General features: G+C 76.4%; 15 protein-coding genes and 1 pseudogene. 8 read left to right on the top strand and 8 right to left on the bottom strand.

Annotation, left to right across the window (positions count from 1 at the left end):
- Positions 1-37: 37 nt before the first annotated feature.
- Both AB0Q99_RS01350 and AB0Q99_RS01345 read left to right on the top strand, forming a co-directional pair.
- Positions 38-1,018 (top strand): zinc-binding dehydrogenase, encoded by a 981-nt coding sequence (locus tag AB0Q99_RS01350; protein WP_363567247.1) that lies wholly within the window; start codon positions 38-40, stop codon positions 1,016-1,018.
- 207 nt (positions 1,019-1,225) lie between these two features.
- Positions 1,226-2,083, top strand: a complete 858-nt coding sequence (locus tag AB0Q99_RS01345) for an S-methyl-5'-thioadenosine phosphorylase (protein WP_363567245.1) — start codon at positions 1,226-1,228, stop codon at positions 2,081-2,083.
- Here AB0Q99_RS01345 and AB0Q99_RS01340 read toward each other — a convergent pair.
- Both AB0Q99_RS01340 and AB0Q99_RS01335 read right to left on the bottom strand, forming a co-directional pair.
- Positions 2,049-2,579: a hypothetical protein gene (locus AB0Q99_RS01340; RefSeq protein WP_363567243.1), complete on the bottom strand. Its 531-nt coding sequence runs from the start codon at positions 2,577-2,579 to the stop codon at positions 2,049-2,051. The genes AB0Q99_RS01345 and AB0Q99_RS01340 overlap by 35 nt on opposite strands.
- On the bottom strand, positions 2,576-3,631 hold the full coding sequence (locus AB0Q99_RS01335; protein ID WP_363568177.1) for a molybdopterin-dependent oxidoreductase: 1,056 nt from the start codon (positions 3,629-3,631) through the stop codon (positions 2,576-2,578). The genes AB0Q99_RS01340 and AB0Q99_RS01335 overlap by 4 nt, the downstream gene beginning before the upstream one ends.
- Before the next feature lie 255 nt (positions 3,632-3,886).
- On the opposite strand from AB0Q99_RS01335, the gene AB0Q99_RS01330 reads away from it, so the two are divergent.
- The 3 genes from AB0Q99_RS01330 to AB0Q99_RS01320 all read left to right on the top strand — a co-directional run bounded on the left by AB0Q99_RS01330 (position 3,887) and on the right by AB0Q99_RS01320 (position 6,808).
- Positions 3,887-5,338 carry a hypothetical protein gene (locus tag AB0Q99_RS01330; RefSeq protein ID WP_363567241.1) on the top strand — a complete coding sequence of 484 codons (1,452 nt, stop codon included), beginning with the start codon at positions 3,887-3,889 and terminating at the stop codon, positions 5,336-5,338.
- A gap of 119 nt (positions 5,339-5,457) precedes the next feature.
- Positions 5,458-6,171, top strand: coding sequence for a molybdopterin-dependent oxidoreductase (locus AB0Q99_RS01325; RefSeq protein ID WP_363567239.1), 714 nt, complete (start codon positions 5,458-5,460; stop codon positions 6,169-6,171).
- Positions 6,155-6,808 (top strand): cytochrome b/b6 domain-containing protein, encoded by a 654-nt coding sequence (locus tag AB0Q99_RS01320; protein WP_363567237.1) that lies wholly within the window; start codon positions 6,155-6,157, stop codon positions 6,806-6,808. The genes AB0Q99_RS01325 and AB0Q99_RS01320 overlap by 17 nt, the downstream gene beginning before the upstream one ends.
- A gap of 109 nt (positions 6,809-6,917) precedes the next feature.
- Here the strand turns inward: AB0Q99_RS01320 and AB0Q99_RS01315 are convergent, their stop codons facing one another.
- From AB0Q99_RS01315 to AB0Q99_RS01305, 3 genes and pseudogenes are all read right to left on the bottom strand, one after another.
- Positions 6,918-7,586, bottom strand: coding sequence for a class I SAM-dependent methyltransferase (locus AB0Q99_RS01315; protein ID WP_363567235.1), 669 nt, complete (start codon positions 7,584-7,586; stop codon positions 6,918-6,920).
- Positions 7,583-8,110, bottom strand: coding sequence for a DUF2064 domain-containing protein (locus AB0Q99_RS01310; RefSeq protein WP_363568175.1), 528 nt, complete (start codon positions 8,108-8,110; stop codon positions 7,583-7,585). The genes AB0Q99_RS01315 and AB0Q99_RS01310 overlap by 4 nt, the downstream gene beginning before the upstream one ends.
- A 138-nt stretch (positions 8,111-8,248) precedes the next feature.
- A pseudogene (locus AB0Q99_RS01305) lies at positions 8,249-8,932 on the bottom strand (glycosyltransferase family 2 protein); the annotation flags it as partial.
- A 244-nt stretch (positions 8,933-9,176) separates the two neighbouring features.
- Here AB0Q99_RS01305 and AB0Q99_RS01300 point away from each other — a divergent pair.
- Together AB0Q99_RS01300 and AB0Q99_RS01295 are read left to right on the top strand one after the other, a co-directional pair.
- A complete protein-coding gene (locus AB0Q99_RS01300; protein ID WP_363567233.1) occupies positions 9,177-9,932 on the top strand; it encodes a response regulator transcription factor in 756 nt (251 codons plus the stop codon).
- Positions 9,929-11,065, top strand: a complete 1,137-nt coding sequence (locus tag AB0Q99_RS01295) for a HAMP domain-containing sensor histidine kinase (RefSeq protein ID WP_363567231.1) — start codon at positions 9,929-9,931, stop codon at positions 11,063-11,065. Before AB0Q99_RS01300 ends, AB0Q99_RS01295 begins: the two co-directional genes overlap by 4 nt.
- A gap of 45 nt (positions 11,066-11,110) precedes the next feature.
- On the opposite strand, the gene AB0Q99_RS01290 is transcribed toward AB0Q99_RS01295, so the two are convergent.
- Both AB0Q99_RS01290 and AB0Q99_RS01285 read right to left on the bottom strand, forming a co-directional pair.
- A complete protein-coding gene (locus AB0Q99_RS01290) occupies positions 11,111-12,166 on the bottom strand; it encodes an NAD-dependent epimerase/dehydratase family protein (RefSeq protein WP_363567229.1) in 1,056 nt (351 codons plus the stop codon).
- A gap of 130 nt (positions 12,167-12,296) precedes the next feature.
- Positions 12,297-12,623 carry a rhodanese-like domain-containing protein gene (locus AB0Q99_RS01285; protein WP_363567227.1) on the bottom strand — a complete coding sequence of 109 codons (327 nt, stop codon included), beginning with the start codon at positions 12,621-12,623 and terminating at the stop codon, positions 12,297-12,299.
- A gap of 37 nt (positions 12,624-12,660) precedes the next feature.
- Here AB0Q99_RS01285 and AB0Q99_RS01280 point away from each other — a divergent pair, with 37 nt between their 5' ends.
- Entirely contained in the window at positions 12,661-13,275 is a 615-nt protein-coding gene (locus AB0Q99_RS01280; RefSeq protein ID WP_363567225.1) for a helix-turn-helix domain-containing protein, read from the top strand.
- A 214-nt stretch (positions 13,276-13,489) separates the two neighbouring features.
- On the opposite strand, the gene AB0Q99_RS01275 is transcribed toward AB0Q99_RS01280, so the two are convergent.
- Complete coding sequence (locus AB0Q99_RS01275; RefSeq protein ID WP_363567223.1) at positions 13,490-15,160, bottom strand: FAD-dependent monooxygenase; 1,671 nt, start codon at positions 15,158-15,160, stop codon at positions 13,490-13,492.
- Positions 15,161-15,205 lie beyond the last annotated feature (45 nt).

Below are 15,205 nucleotides of genomic sequence, written 5' to 3'. Positions count from 1 at the left end.
CAATAGTTGAATGACTACTCAAGAATGAGGTTGATCCATGAAGGCCATCGTCATCTCCACCCACGGCGGCCCCGAGGTGCTCACGGTCACCGAACTGCCCGACCCGGTCGCCGCGGCCGGCGAAGTCCTCATCAGGGTCCGGGCGTTCGGCCTCAACCACGCCGAGGCGTACATGCGCAGCGGCGCCTGGGGCCCGGTGGCCGACGTCCCGGGGATCGAGTGCGCGGGCCTGGTCGAGGACGATCCCTCGGGCCGACTCCCCGTCGGGACCACGGTGGTGGCGATCCTCGGCGGCATGGGACGGACCCGCAACGGCAGCTACGCGGAGCTGGTGACCGTCCCCGCGACCAACGTGGCGGTGGTGGACTCGCGGTTGCCCTGGGCGGATCTGGCCGCGGTGCCCGAGGTCTACGCCACGGCCTACAACGCCCTGCACGGCAACCTCGGCCTCAGGGCCGGGGAGACGCTGCTGGTCCGGGGCGCGACCTCCTCCCTCGGGCAGGCCGCCGTCAACCTGGGCGTCCGGCACGGCGCGACGGTGCTCGCCACCACCCGCCACCCGGCCCACGCGCCCCTGCTCAAGGAGCTCGGGGCCTCCGAGGTGCTCATCGACGACGGACGGCTGGCGCCGGTGGCCGGACGCCGGGGCCTCGCCGTCGACGCGCTGCTCGACGTCGTCGGCAACTCGGTGCTGCGCGACTCCCTGGCCGCGGTCGGGCCGCGCGGGCGGGTCTGTCAGGTCGGCTTCCTCGGCGGATTCGAACCGGTGGCGGACTTCGACCCGATCGCCGACCTGCCCAGCGGCGTCCGGCTCAGCTTCTTCGGCAGCGCCTTCGTCCTCGGAACCCCGGCGTTCCCGCTCTCGGACGTCCCGCTGGACGAGATCTACGCCCTGGTCGAGGCCGGCGCCCTGCGGGCCCGCCCCACCCGGATCTTCCGCTTCGACGAGATCGTCGAGGCCCACCGGGTGATGGAGGCGGGCCGGGCACTGGGGAAGATGGTCGTCACTCTCGACTGACGCGTTCGGCGGGCCTCGTGACACCCGGCAGGCCGGGCGCCGCGCCCCCCTCGCGGCGGGGCGGAGCGGGGTGAGGTGAGGCGGGGTGGGGCGGGGTGGGGCGCGGCGGACGTTCGCGATCCGTAAGGACCGGTGCACCCGGTACCGGCGCCGTCCGTTCCTACAGTGGCCGGGAGGTTGTTCCCGACAGAAGAGAGGTGGACCGGGATGACGGTCGACCAGGACGTGCCGCCGCGTGCCGAGCTGGGCGTGATCGGCGGCTCCGGGCTGTACGAGCTGCTGGACGACGTGACCGAGGTACGGGTGGACACCCCGTACGGCGCGCCGAGCGACGCGCTGTTCGTGGGGGAGGTGGCCGGCCGCCGGGTCGCCTTCCTGCCCCGGCACGGGCGCGGCCACCGGATCCCCCCGCACCGGATCGACTACCGCGCCAACCTGTGGGCGCTGCACTCGCTGGGCGTGCGGCAGGTGGTCGCGCCGTGCGCGGTCGGCGGGCTGCGGCCGGAGTACGGGCCGGGCACCCTGCTGGTGCCCGACCAGTTCGTGGACCGGACCTCGGGGCGGGTGCAGACCTTCTACGACGGGCTGCCGCTGCCGGACGGCACGGTGCCCGAGGTGGTGCACGTGTCGATGGCCGACCCGTACTGCCCGGCGGGGCGGCGCGCGGCGCTGGCGGCCGCCGGGGAGGCGGCCTGGGAGCCGGTCGACGGCGGCACGCTGGTGGTGATCGAGGGCCCGCGGTTCTCCACCCGCGCGGAGTCCCGCTGGTTCGCCGGCAACGGCTGGTCGGTGGTCGGCATGACGGGCCATCCGGAAGCCGTCCTCGCCCGTGAACTCGGGCTCTGCTACACCTCGGTGGCCCTGGTGACCGACCTCGACGCCGGGGTGGAGAGCGGGGCGGGCGTCACCCACGGGGAGGTGCTGGCGGAGTTCGCCCGCACCGTCGACCGGCTGCGCGCCGTGCTGTTCAAGGCACTGGAACGGCTGCCGCTGCTGCGCGAGTGCCCCTGCCCGCACGCCCTGGACGGTCTCACGACCGGTCTTCCCGGGGTGCCGGGCGCCTGACGGCCCGATCCCGCGGCCCGACGGCCCGGTCCCGGCGCCGCCACCGCCCGACGAGCGCGATCAGCAGCGCGACGCCGGCGGTGGCGGCCAGCGTCAGCAGCCAGTTGCGCAGGTAGGGCAGCGGCAGCACCGACGGGTTGCCGTGGTCGTCGCCGGCCCGCAGGACGGCGGGCAGGCCGACGGCGGTCACGGCCACCGCGACGACCAGCCAGCCGCGCAGCACCGGCCCACCCGGCCCGGGCCCGCCCGACTCGGCGCCCGCCCCGGCCCGGCGCACCAGGAGCACGCCCAGCAGGCACACCAGCGGCACCCACAGCCCGTCGTGGATCACCAGCCCGCCGACCGCCCAGGTCAGGACGTCCAGCGGGTCGGTGATGTACGGGTCGCCGAGCAGGCCGTACACGCCGTAGCCGGTCACGGCGAGGCCGGCGGCCAACAGGAAGGCCCGGACGACCCGGACAGCCCGGCCGGCCCGGGCGGGAGCGGTGCCGGTCATACGATCACCTCGATGCGCGCGACCCACTTGGTCTGCAGGACACCCGGCCGGTTCGGCGTGATGACGCGGGCCGGGAACCCGTGGTCCGCCGCCAGGACCTCCCCGTCGACCCGCAGGGCGAGCAGGCTGAGCGGATCGTCGACGTACGGCGCGGGCATCTCCATCACCCGGTACGGCCCCTCGGCCTCCAGCGAGGTGACCCGCACCGCCGAGCCGGGCGGGGCCCCGGCCCGCCGCACCAGGTCGGAGATCCGGACCCCGGTCCACCGGGCCGAGGCGCTCCAGCCCTCCACGCAGGCGATCGGCAACTCGGCCGAGTACTGCGGGAGTTCACCGAGTTCGGCCAGGGTGAGCCGGTACGGCCGGGGCCCGTCCACCCGGAGCCGCCAGTCGGCGGGCACCGTCACGGTGCCGGCCTGGGCGGCGGTGCGGTTCACCGGCAGGCCCTGCGGGCCGAGGTCGGGGCGGCGCGGGGCCAGCAGGTCCAGGGCGCGCAGCCAGGGCACGGTCTGACCGGCCGTGACGAGGGTGACGGCGCCGACCGCGGCGGTGGTCGCGGTGAGGAACGCGCGGCGCTGGGCGAGCGCCGGAGCGGCCCGGCGCCACCAGACCGAGGCGATCAGCGGCGCCTTGACGGCGAGGTGGACCAGCAGTCCGCCGGTGGCCAGCCAGCCCAGCCAGAAGTGCGTCTGCCGGAACGGGAACGGCCACGGGTACCACTGCAGGGTGTTCAGCAGGCCGGTGAACAGCTCCAGCAGGACGGCCGCGACGAGCACGGCGATGCCGAGCCGCTCCAGGGCGTGCAGCACGCTGCGCGCCGGCGGCCACTCGAACAGCCGGGGGTAGACCGCCCACAGCTTCACGCCCACCAGCGGGATCGCGGCCAGACCACTGATCACGTGCAGTCCCTGGGTGACCCGGTAGCCGTTCACCGGCCGCGCGGGCAGGTGCGGTGCGAGCCAGCCGGGCGGGTCCTGCAGCAGATGGCTGGTCAGGCCGGTCAGGAAGCAGACCAGGAGGGCCGCGCCCAGCCAGCGGCCGACGACGACCACGGTCCGCGGCTCGCGCGGCGGTGAGGTGAACGCATCCTCGCGGAACGGTCCGCGGCGCAGGAACGCCGGGGGAGCGGGCAGCGGCGGGTCGTAGCGGCGGCGGGTGGCAGGGGTGCCGGAGTCGGCGGGTTCGGTTTCCACCCGCCCATCGAAGCGCCCCGGCGGGCCCGGACGGTGCTCCGGCGTGCTTACGGATTTCGAACGGCGGCCTCGCCGCCGGGGCCGGGGCGGCGGGCCGGTGGGAGGGTGAGCGGCGTGATCCCCCGTACCGTTCCACCCTGTCTCCTCGCCCTCGCCGCCCTGGTCACCGCCCTGGCGCTGACCGTCACCCGCGGCGGCGCCGACCCGCTGCACGGCCGGCACCCGCTCTGGTACCTCCTCGATGCCGCCCTCTTCGCCGTCGCGGTGCTGCTGCTGCGCCGGGTGCCCGCCGCCCGGGTCGTGCCGCTGGTCCTGGCCGGCGGCGTGGCCGTGGCCGCCGTCGGGCTGCTGGCGCCGCCGCGCACCAGCGACGACGCCTACCGCTACGTCTGGGACGGCCGGGTCCAGGCGGCCGGGATCTCGCCGTACGCCCGTACCCCGGACGACCCGGCGCTGGCGCGGTTGCGCGATCCGGGGCTCTTCCCGGTGGGGGACGGCTGCACGGGCTGGGACGAGCGGCGCACCGCGGCCGGGGACTGCACCCGGATCAACCGGCCCGCCGTGCACACCATCTACCCGCCGGTGGCGCAGGCCTGGTTCGTCGGGCTGCACCCGTTCGGCGGCGGGGTGCGCGGGGTGCAGGTCGGCGGGGCGGTGCTGGCGGTGGCGACCACCGGGCTCCTGCTGGCGGTGGGCCGGGTCAAGTGGCGGGCCGCGCTGTGGGGGTGGTTCCCCGGAGTGACGGTCTGGGCGGTCAACGACGCGCACGTGGACACGCTCGGCGTGCTGCTCACGGTCGCCGGGCTCGGCTGCGCGGCGCGCGGCCGGGCCGTGCGCGGCGGGCTGGCGCTGGGCGGCGCGGTCGCGGCCAAGCTGCTGCCGGCCCTCGCCCTCCCGGGCGCGCTGTCGGGTGCGCTGGCAGGCCTGCCGACCCGGCGCCGGACCTGGCGCCCGAGCCGGAGCGACGTGCTGCTGCTCGGCTCCGCGCTCGCCGCCTTCGCCCTGTCCTACCTGCCGTACGTGCTGGCCTCCGGCACCTCCGTGCTGGGCTACCTGCCGGGCTACCTGCGGGAGGAGGGCTACGAGCAGGGCCACATCGACCGGTTCGGACTGCTGCGGCTGGTGCTGCCCGACCGCCTCCTGCCGTGGGGGGCGGCCCTGGTCCTGACGGCCGTGCTGCTCCGGGTGCTGTACCGGGGCGACCCGCACCGGCCGTGGGCCGGCGCGCTGCTGGTGACGGGCACCGCGCTGCTGCTGGTCGCGCCCTCCTACCCCTGGTACGGGCTGCTCGTGGTCGGGCTGGTCGCGCTCGACGGCCGCTGGGAGTGGCTGGCCGTCCCGGCCGCCGGGCAGGTGCTCTACCTGACGGGAGGCCAGACCGCCCAGCAGCTCTCCTACGGGGCGGCGCTGTGCGTGGTCCTCGCGGTTCCGCTCCTGCGGCGGCGCCGGGCGGGACGGCCGACGGTGCAGGCGATGCCCGTGGTGCCGGTGGATCCGGTGGCGCCGGTGGCGCCGGTGGGCGGGGCCGGCGAGGTCGGAACGGCGGCGGCGGGCCGGGACGGGTGACGGCAGGCCGGGAGAGGTGACGGTGGACCGTGAAGGGCGGCGCCGGGAATGGTGACGAAAGTCTGACGGGCCGGCGCAGGCCCTGGCCGTTTCGTCCCCCGACTGGTCGAATCGGCGGCGTGAGCGAACAGAGCGAAGAGAGCCGGGGCACGCCGGTCGGCCGTCGCGTGGTGCTGGGGCTGCTCGGCCTCGGCGCGGCGGGCGTCGCGGCCGGCCCGTACCTCCAGCGGGCCCAGGAGACGGTGGCCGGCAAGGACCCGACGGGTCTCACCGGCCTGCTGCCGGGCGGAGGCGGCTTCCGGTACTACTCGGTGACCGCCTCGGTCCCGACCCGGGGTCCGGACACCTACACCCTGACGGTGGACGGGCTGGTGGACCGCCCGGGCAGCTACCGGCTGGCCGACCTCCAGGCGATGCCCCAGCGCCGGATCGTGCGGGACGTGCAGTGCGTGACCGGCTGGCGGGTGGCGGACACCCCGTTCGAGGGCGTGCCGCTGGCCCACCTGCTCGACGCCGCCGGCGTCAGGGCGGGCGCCCGCGCGGTGCGGTTCAGCTGCTTCGACGGCGAGTACACCGAGAGCCTCACCCTGGAGCAGGCCCGGCGTGACGACGTGCTGGTCGCGCTCAAGCTCCAGGACGCCCCGATCTCCCACTCCCACGGCGGGCCGGTGCGCCTGTACGTGGCGCCGATGTACTTCTACAAGTCGGCCAAGTGGCTGTCGGGGATCACCGTGACCGACTCGGTGGAGCCGGGCTACTGGGAGCAGAACGGCTATGACATCGACGCCTGGGTCGGCCGCTCGAACGGACGTGACGATGCACCGACCGCCTGACCTCCGACTCCGCTTCACCCGCGCCGAGCGCTGGGTGCACCGCACCACGGCCACCCTGCTGCTGACCTGCCTGGCCACGGCCGCCTGCCTCTACCTGCCGCCGCTGGCGGAACTGGTCGGACGCCGGCGGCTCGTCGTCACCGTGCACGTGTGGTGCGGCCTGGCGCTGCCGGTGCCGCTGCTGCTCGGACTGGCCTTCCGGGCGGTGCGCGCGGACGTGTCGCGGCTGAGCCGCTTCCACCCCGTGGACCGGGCGTGGCTGCGGGCCACCTGGGCCAGGGCGGTGCACCGCCCGGCGGGGAAGTTCAACGCCGGGCAGAAGCTGTACGCCCAGTGGACGCTCGGCGCGATGCTGGTGATCATCGGCACCGGCCTGTTGATGTGGCTCACCCACCTGGCACCGGCGGACTGGCGGACCGGCGCGACCTTCGTCCACGACTGGCTCGCGGCGGCCATCGCCGTGGTGACCGCCGGGCACATCCGGATGGCCCTGCGGGATCCGGAGGCCCGGCGCGGGATGCGGACCGGGCTGGTCGACCGCGACTGGGCCGAGCGGGAGCACCCGCAGTGGCCGGACCCGGAACCGGGTCAGGGGAGTCCGGCGGGTGCGGCGAGCCCGGCGGGCGCGCGGGAGTAGCACCGGCGGCCCGCTGCGCCCGGTCGGCCGCGCCCGGGTCCGCCGCACCCCGGTCCGCCGCGCCCCTGTCGGCGGGGTCGGCCCGGCGGGGTCGGCCGGTGGGGCCGGATCAGCGGGGCCGGATCACCTTCCGGAAGGCGAGGAAGTGCCGGCCGTGCGAGGACCAGCGCTCGGTCTCGACCAGCCCCGCCCGGTCGGCCCGCCGGGCGGTGGCCGTCGCGCCGCAGCGGGCCCAGGCGAACGACGGCCCGACCCGCCCGTCGGGGCCCTCGACCCGGACGGTGATCCGTTCGTCGATCTCCTCCGGTTCCACCTCGACCAGCAACGCCCCGCCCGGAGCGAGCAGTTCGGCGCTCCGGCGGAGCAACAGCCCCGGGTCGCCGCCGATGCCGAGGTTGCCGTCGGCGAGCAGCGCGCCGCCCCAGCGGCCCTCCGCGGGGAGCCGGTCGAACACCGAGCGGCGCAGCGCCGGCCCGCCGAGTCGCCTGGTCCGGGCCACGGCCGCTCCGGTGACGTCGACCCCGAGCGCCGGCACGCCCAGGCCCAGCAGGGCCGCGACGAGCCGGCCCGGGCCGCAGCCGAGGTCCACCACCGGGGCGGCCAGCCGGGTGCAGCGCCGCAGCATCCCGTGGTCCGCCCCGGCGGCGGGCGCGCACCAGCGTTCGACGTCGAGCGGGATCCGGCGGCCGTCCTCGCGGCGGAGCCAGAGCGGGCCCCGGCCGGCCCGGACGGCCTCGGCGAACGGGTCGTCCACCCATGCCTCGGTGGCGACGGTCACCGGCTCACCTCCCGGGCGGTGTCGATCGACCGCAGGCGGGCCGCGAACCTGCTGCCCGGCGCCTCGGCGGCGACCTGCCGCGCGTCCTCGATGGTGTCCACGTCGGTGACCACCGGGAGACGGCCGATCGTCAGCCGCTCGGCGAGCAGCCGGTCGAGCAGGGCCTGCCCGGTCTCCGGCGTGGACATCGGCACGCCCAGGAGCAGCCGCCGGGCCAGCTGCCCGGTGGGCCCGGCCAGCCCGAACGCCCAGAAGCCGCCGTCACCGGCCGGGCCGAACCAGGCGTCGACGCCGGTGCGCCGGGCGGGCGACAGGGCCTCGGCGAGGAGGGCGGCGTCCAGCTGCGGGGTGTCCATGCCGACCAGCAGCGCGGGTGCGTCCGGGGCGATCCGGGCGGCGTGCGCGAAGGCGGCCGCGAGCCGTTCGTCCAGCCCGCCGCCCACCTGCGGCACGACCTGCCAGCCGGGCGGCAGCCAGTCACCGACGGCGCCGTCCAGCACCAGCAGCCGCCGGCCGGCCGGCATCCGGGAGAGGGCGGTGAGGGTGTCGGTGAGGGCGGCCTCGGCCAGCGCCGCCGCCTGCTCGGGCGTGCACGGCGGGGTGAGGCGGGTCTTGACCCGCCCCGGGACCGGCGACTTGGCGATCACCAGCAGGGTCGGGGCCGGCGCGGCCAGCACGGCCCGCATGTCGCGGACGGCCTGCCGGGTGCCGCGCACGGTACCGGTGACCTTGGAACGCCCCGCGCGCGGCAGGTAGTCGACGGACGTCTCGGCGATCCGCATCCCGGCCGCCGACGCGGCGAGCACCATCTCCAGCGGGTAGCCGGAGCGGCGGTCGCCCAGGCCCAGCGCCAGCAGCCGGTCCCGGCGGACGGCCCGCATCGGCCCGAGGTCGTGCAGCGGCGCCCCCGTCCTCGCGCGCAGCCGGCGGGCCAGGACGGCGTTGGCCAGGCGGGCGTGCGCCGGCCACGCCCCGGCGCTCGCGGGGCGGCGCCGGCCGAGCACCAGGTCCGCCGAGCCGGCCAGGACGGGTGCGGCGACCCGCGGCAGCTGGGCGGGGTCCAACGAGCCGTCGCAGTCCAGGAAGCAGACCAGCTCGGCGGTCGCGGCGAGCAGCCCGGCGTGGCACGCGGCGCCGAAGCCGCGCCGCGGCTCCTCGACGACCGTCGCGCCCAGCGAGCGCGCCAGCTCGGCCGAGCCGTCACGGGAGCCGTTGTCCACCACGATCGCCCGCCAGCCTGCGGGCACCCGCCCGAGCACCCAGGGCAGGGCCTCGGCCTCGTCCAGGCACGGCAGGATCACATCGGCGGACGGCACCGGGGGCGTCGGACCCGGGGAAGCCGGAATCGGGGGAGTCGGAGAAGGGGGAGTCGGAGAGATCACGTCGGCCACGCTAAGCGCGGGCGGGGCCGCCGCGGCCGAACCGGGCCCTTACGAAAGTCGTACGTCGGCCCACCCGCAGCGGCCCCCGCGTTCCCCCAGCCCGGCGTTCCCCCAGCCCGGCGTTCCGCCGGACCCGCGATATTACGGAACCCGAACGTCGCCCCCGGCGCGGCGCCCCACCGCGGCCGGCACTCGTATCCTCGGCGAGGTGAACGACAGCCCCGCCTCCGCCGGCCCTCCGGACCCCGCCCGCATCCTGGTGATCGACGACGACCTCACCGTGGGCGAGGTCGTCGCCGGCTACCTCACCCGGGCCGGCCACCACGTCGACCGGGCCTGCGACGGAAACCATGGCCTCGCCCTGGCCCGCGCCCACCGCCCCGACCTCCTGGTCCTGGACCTCATGCTCCCCGGGATCGACGGCCTGGAGATCCTGCGCCGGCTGCGCGCGACCGCCGACGGCGCCGATCTCCCGGTGGTCATGCTCACCGCCAAGGGCGACGAGGCCGACCGCATCCTCGGCCTGGAACTGGGCGCCGACGACTACGTCACCAAACCCTTCAGCCCGCGGGAGCTCGTCCTGCGCGTCCAGTCCGTGCTGCGCCGCTCCCGCGCCGCCGCCCCCAGCACGCCGTCCCCCGCACCGCTCACGTCCGGGGACATCACGCTCGACCCGCAGGCCCGCCGGGCGCGCCGGGGCGGGCGCGAACTCCTGCTCACGCTCAGGGAGTTCGACCTGCTGGCGTTCCTCCTCCGGCACCCCCGGACGGTCTTCCCCCGGCAGGAGCTGATGCAGCGGGTCTGGGGCTGGGACTTCGGCGACCTGTCCACCGTCACCGTCCACGTCCGCCGGCTGCGCGAGAAGATCGAGGACGACCCCGCCGCACCGACCCTGATCACCACGGTCTGGGGCGTCGGCTACCGCTACGACCCCGTGACGGACGAGAAGGACGGCCCGGCGTGAAGGACCTGCTGCTCATCGCCCTGTTCGCGGGGCTCGGCGCGACCGGCGCCGGCCTGCTCGGCTGGCTGGCCGTCCGGCTGCTGCGCCGCCGCTCGGTGGCCCTCTCGCTCTTCTGCGTCGCCGTCGTCACCGTCCTCGCCGTCACCTCCGGGACGTTCGCCGTCGCCCAGGCGATGTTCCTGTCCGGACACGACCTCGGCGTGGTGATCACCGTGCTCGGCATGGCGTCCGTGGTCTCGCTGCTCACCGCCGCACTGCTCGGACGCCAGGTGGTGGCCGGCAGCCGCGCCCTGACCGCGGCCGCCCGTACCGTCGGGAGCGACACCGGCTTCACCGCGCCGGAGCATCCGCTCGGGCTCGAACTGGCCCAGCTCAGCGCGGAACTCGCCGCCACCAGCGCCCGGCTCGCCGAGTCGCGCGCCCGGGCGCAGGCGCTGGACGCCTCGCGGCGCGAGCTGATCGCCTGGATCTCCCACGACCTGCGCACCCCGCTCGCCGGGCTGCGTGCCATGGCCGAAGCCCTGGAGGACGGGGTCGTCGAGCAGCCGGAGCACTACCTCAGGCGGATCCGCACCGAGGTGGAACGGCTCACCGGGATGGTCGACGACCTCTTCGAACTCTCCCGCATCCAGGCCGGCGCGCTGTCCCTCTCGGTGTCCCGGGTGTCCGTCTACGACCTGGTGGACGACGCGCTGGCCGGCGCCCACCCGCTGGCCCGCCAGCGCGGGGTCCGGCTGGAGGGCCGTCAGGTCGCCGCCGAGCCGGTCGAGGTGGACAGCCGGGAGATCACCCGGGTGCTGGGCAACCTCCTGGTCAACGCGATCCGCTCGACCCCCGAGGACGGTGTGGTCGCGGTCTCGGCCCGCCGGGAGGTGGACGAGGTCGTCCTCTCGGTCACCGACGGCTGCGGGGGCATCCCGGAGCAGGACCTCTCCCGCGTGTTCGAGACCGGCTGGCGCGGCAGTGCCGCCCGGACACCGCGGCGTGACCCCGGCGAGGGCGGGGACAGCGGCGCCGGGCTCGGGCTGGCCATCGTCCGCGGCATCGTCGAGGCGCACTCCGGCCGCGCCCGGGTGCGCAACGTCACCGGGGGCTGCTGCTTCGAGATCGCGCTCCCGGCGGCGCCCGGGTGACCGGGGCCGCCGGGGCGCGGGCGGTCGGGTCCGTCGTGTGGGTCGTCAGGCCCGCAGGGGCGCGGCGGCGAACTCGGCCATCCCCGCGCGGAACGGCACCCGGGCCCGCCAGCCCAGCTCCTCCCGCAGCCGGGAGGAGTCGGCGGTGATGTGCCGGACGTCCCCGAGCCGGTACTGCCCGGTCACCACCGGCGCGGGCCCGCCGTAGGCGTCGGCCAGCGCCCGGGCCATCTCGCCGACCGTGCGCACCTCCCCGCTGCCGACGTTGTACGCCCGGGCCAGGCCGGGCGGCCGGCCCCCGACGTCCTCGAGGGCGGCCAGGTTCGCCACCGCGACGTCGTCGACGTGGACGAAGTCGCGGCGCTGGCCGCCGTCCTCGAACACCCGGGGGGCCTCGCCCCGGGCGAGCGCCGACCGGAACAGCGAGGCCACCCCCGCGTACGGGGTGTCGCGCGGCATGCCCGGGCCGTAGACGTTGTGGTAGCGCAGCGCCAGGACGGACCCGCCGCACGCGCGGGCCCAGGCGGCGGCCAGGTGCTCCTGGGCGAGCTTGGTCGCGGCGTACACGTTGCGGGGATCGCCCGGCGCGTCCTCCGCGACCAGGCCCGGCCGGAGCGGGGCCGCACACACCGGGCAGGGCGGCTCGAACCGGCCGGCGTCGAGATCCTCCGGGCGCCGCGGACCGGGGGCCACGCTCCCGTGCTCGGGGCAGGCGTACCGGCCCTCGCCGTAGACGACCATCGACCCGGCCAGCACCAGGTTCCGCACCCCCGCGCGGGCCATCGCGGACAGCAGCACCGCCGTGCCGAGGTCGTTGCAGCCGACGTACTCGGGCGCGTCGTCGAGGTCGAGGCCGAGGCCGACCATCGCGGCCTGGTGGCAGACCGCGTCCACCCCGGCCAGGGCGCCCTCCACCGTCGCCGCGTCCCGGACGTCGCCGTGCCGGAACCCGACCCCGGCGGGCAGCTCGGGAGCCGACCCCGAGGGGTGGACCGCGGGCAGCAGGGCGTCCAGCACCCGGACCTCGTGGCCCGCGGCGACCAGAGCACGCACGACGGCCGAACCGATGAACCCGGCGCCGCCGGTGACCAGAATCCTCATGACCGGCGACGCTACCGGCCGGCCGGCCCGACCGGCGGTCGCGGCGGGCCGGCGTCAGCAATCCGTAAGGCGGGACGCTCGACGTGGGTCTCGATGCGCCCCGCCCCTGTCCTACGTCAGGTGTCCTACATCAGGCGGTCTCGGTGGGCAGGCCCGCCTCGACCCAGTCCTGGATGCCCTCGCGGTACTTGCGGACATCGGTGTAGCCGAGGGCGGTGAGCCGGTCGGCGACCTGGCCGCTGTTGGGGCACGCCGGGTTGGAGCAGTAGGTGACGATCGCGGCGTCGCGGTCGGGCAGCAGGGCGGCCGCCCGGGCGTCGACCTCGGCCGGGACCAGCTCCAGCGCGCCGGGCAGGTGCTGCTGGGCGTAGTACGCGCCGCCGAGCGTGTCCACGACGGTCACGGAGTCGGTCTCGATCGCCGCCGCCAGTTCGTCACGGGTGATGAGTGCGGTCATGCCAGTGCCTCCAGAAGAATCGGACTACAGTCCTCTTATGACTCGAGACAGTAGCGGACCGCAGTCCGCTTCCGCAATCCCGCTCGACCTGCTGCGGACCCCGCCGCCCAAGGAGCGCGCCGACGCGGCCCGCAACCGGGCCGCGGTGCTGGAGGCGGCCGCCGGGCTCTTCGCCGAACTGGGCGTCGACGCCGTGTCCATGGACCAGGTGGCCGCGGCCGCCGGCGTCGGCAAGGGCACCCTGTTCCGCCGGTTCGGCGACAAGTCGGGGCTGGCCGTCGCCCTGCTGGACGCCCGCGAACGCGAACTCCAGGAGGCGATCCTGCACGGCCCGCCCCCCCTCGGCCCCGGCGCGCCGGCCGCCGAGCGCCTGACCGCGTTCCTCGACGCCTACCTCGACTACCTGCTGGAACACCTGGCCCTGGTCCGGATGTCCGAGACCGCCACCCCCGGCGCCCGGTACCGCATCGGCGCCTACCGCTTCTGGCACCGCCACCTGGCGATCCTGCTGGCCACCGCCCCCGACCCCGAGCACACCGCCCACGCCCTGCTCGCCGCCCTGGCCGCCGACCACGTCGCCGCCCTCCTGCCGGAACTCGGCGAACAGCGCATCCGCACCAACCTGATCCGCCTCGCCCACCGCGCCATGTGACGCCCGGCGGCGGTGCCCGGTGGCGGAACGCGACAGGCCCCGCCGGTCCGGGTGGGGCGGCGGGTTCCGTGGCCGGACGGCCGGGTGCGGGTGCGTCCCAGCCGTCCGGACTGCGACGACCGGGGATTCCCGAAGGGACCGGTCACCGGATCCCGGGACCTGGCGTCGGGAACGGCGGTACCCGCCCGAGGCCGATGCTGCGGGTTTCAGACCATCATCCGCGGTGTGCGGGGGGATCGTTGGGGTTCGGGGGAGTGGGCCCGGGCGTCCGCCGGTGGTGCGCGCGGTGGCGGGCGCGGAACGGCAGTCGGCCCAGGGCGGCGTCGAGGGTGGCGGCGGTCGGGTCGGCGCCTGTCAGGTCGGCGGCCGTCGGGTCGGTCGTCAGGTCGGTGGAGCGCCAGGCGATGTGGCCGTCGGGGCGGACGAGGACGGCGCCGTCCGGGGCGGTGCCGGCCAGGGCGGCGAACTCGGGCCCCGGGTCGGTGTGGCGCAGGCCGGCGGCGTCGGCGGGCAGGTGCCAGGCGGGTGGGCCGAGCAGGATCCAGTCGCCGGCGGGCAGGTCGAGGGTGGAGCGGGTCCGGGCGGGGTCGGTCCAGGCGTGCGGGAGGCGGGTGCCGGGGCTGCCGTCGAGGCCGGTGGCGACGGGGCCCGCCGGGTCCTCCTCGCCGGTGAGGACGGCGGCGGAGCGGTAGCGGTCGCCGAGGCCGTGGGCGGCCGGGGTGGTCCAGTCGGGATCGGCCGAGGGGCTGCCGGGCGTCATGGCCCGGGCGTTGGCGCCCGAGGCGGCCACCGCGTGGACGGCGGCGGGGTGGCGCTCGTCGTGGTAGGTGTCCAGCAGGGTCTCGTCCGCCCGCCCGCCGAGGACGGCGGCGAGCTTCCAGACCAGGTTGTGGACGTCGGCGATGCCGGTACTGGCGCCGCGGGCGCCGGCCGGGGGCATCTGGTGGGCCGCGTCGCCGGCGAAGAACACCCGGCCCGCGCGCAGGCGGTCGAGCGTGCGCTCGCGGGCCTCCCAGGGCAGCACGCTGACCACCCGGGGCTCGACCCCGGGCACCCCGAGGACGTCCCGCAGGATCTGCTCGCACCGCTCGGGCGGGTAGTCGGCGGGGCTCTCGACGGCCGGGTCGTAGCGCAGGTGGAAGGCCCAGCGGGTGCGGGCGTCGATGGCGGTGAGCATCCCGCGCACGCCGGGGCGTGCGATCAGGACGACGCTGAACTCCCTTCCCCGGACGAGCTGTTCGAGGTCGGCGCGGAACAGGATGTTGAGCTGGTGGCCGTGGCTGGTGCCGTATGTCGAGGCGACGCCCAGTTCGTGGCGCAGCGCGCCGCCCGCGCCGTCGGCGGCTATCAGGTAGTCGGCGGTGACGGTTTCGGTGGCGCCGGTGGCCACGTCCGTCAGGTCGACGGCGAGGTGGTCGTCGTGGTGCCGCAGGCCGGTGCGCAGCGTGCCGAAGCGGATCTCGGCCGGTCGGCGGCGGGCCGCCGCCAGCAGGACGGGTTCGACGGCGTCGAGGGTCGCGCGGCGGCCGGTGGTCGGGCTCCAGCGGGCCATCGCGGCGGGGGCGAAGATGCTCGCGGGCCGGTCGCCGGACTCCGGCCGGCGCGGGACCGCGGCGAGGGCGGTGGCGAGGTCGGGGCCGCGGTGGAGCCCTTCGGCGCGGGCCAGTGGGGCGCCGGCCTCGCGGACGGCGTCCGCCACGCCGAGTTCGCGGTAGATCTCCATCGCGCGGGCGTTGAGGCTGCGGGCGCGCGGGTGGTCGTGGGTGCCGGGGTGGGCCTCGACCAGGAGCGAGGGCACCCCGTGGTGGGAGAGGGCGAGGGAGGCGGACAGGCCGACGATGCCGCCGCCGACGACGAGGACGGGGTGGTGCTTGCCGGTGTGCATGGGTGTTCTCCGGTCTTCGGGGAGGTGCGGAGGTGCTGAGGCGGA

Source organism: Kitasatospora sp. NPDC086791 (genome assembly GCF_040685975.1).
In the GTDB taxonomy this organism is placed as follows: Bacteria; Actinomycetota; Actinomycetes; order Streptomycetales; family Streptomycetaceae; genus Kitasatospora.
This window is presented reverse-complemented; position numbering and strand designations above follow the sequence as displayed.

Coding starts and splice junctions, on each gene's coding strand:
- AB0Q99_RS01320 (WP_363567237.1), top strand. CDS start 6,155: ATGCACCGACCGCCTGACCTCCGACTCCGCTTCACCCGCGCCGAGCGC.
- AB0Q99_RS01290 (WP_363567229.1), bottom strand. CDS start 12,166: ATGAGGATTCTGGTCACCGGCGGCGCCGGGTTCATCGGTTCGGCCGTC.
- AB0Q99_RS01340 (WP_363567243.1), bottom strand. CDS start 2,579: ATGACCGGCACCGCTCCCGCCCGGGCCGGCCGGGCTGTCCGGGTCGTC.
- AB0Q99_RS01285 (WP_363567227.1), bottom strand. CDS start 12,623: ATGACCGCACTCATCACCCGTGACGAACTGGCGGCGGCGATCGAGACC.
- AB0Q99_RS01275 (WP_363567223.1), bottom strand. CDS start 15,160: ATGCACACCGGCAAGCACCACCCCGTCCTCGTCGTCGGCGGCGGCATC.
- AB0Q99_RS01310 (WP_363568175.1), bottom strand. CDS start 8,110: ATGCCGGCCGGCCGGCGGCTGCTGGTGCTGGACGGCGCCGTCGGTGAC.
- AB0Q99_RS01280 (WP_363567225.1), top strand. CDS start 12,661: ATGACTCGAGACAGTAGCGGACCGCAGTCCGCTTCCGCAATCCCGCTC.
- AB0Q99_RS01345 (WP_363567245.1), top strand. CDS start 1,226: ATGACGGTCGACCAGGACGTGCCGCCGCGTGCCGAGCTGGGCGTGATC.
- AB0Q99_RS01350 (WP_363567247.1), top strand. CDS start 38: ATGAAGGCCATCGTCATCTCCACCCACGGCGGCCCCGAGGTGCTCACG.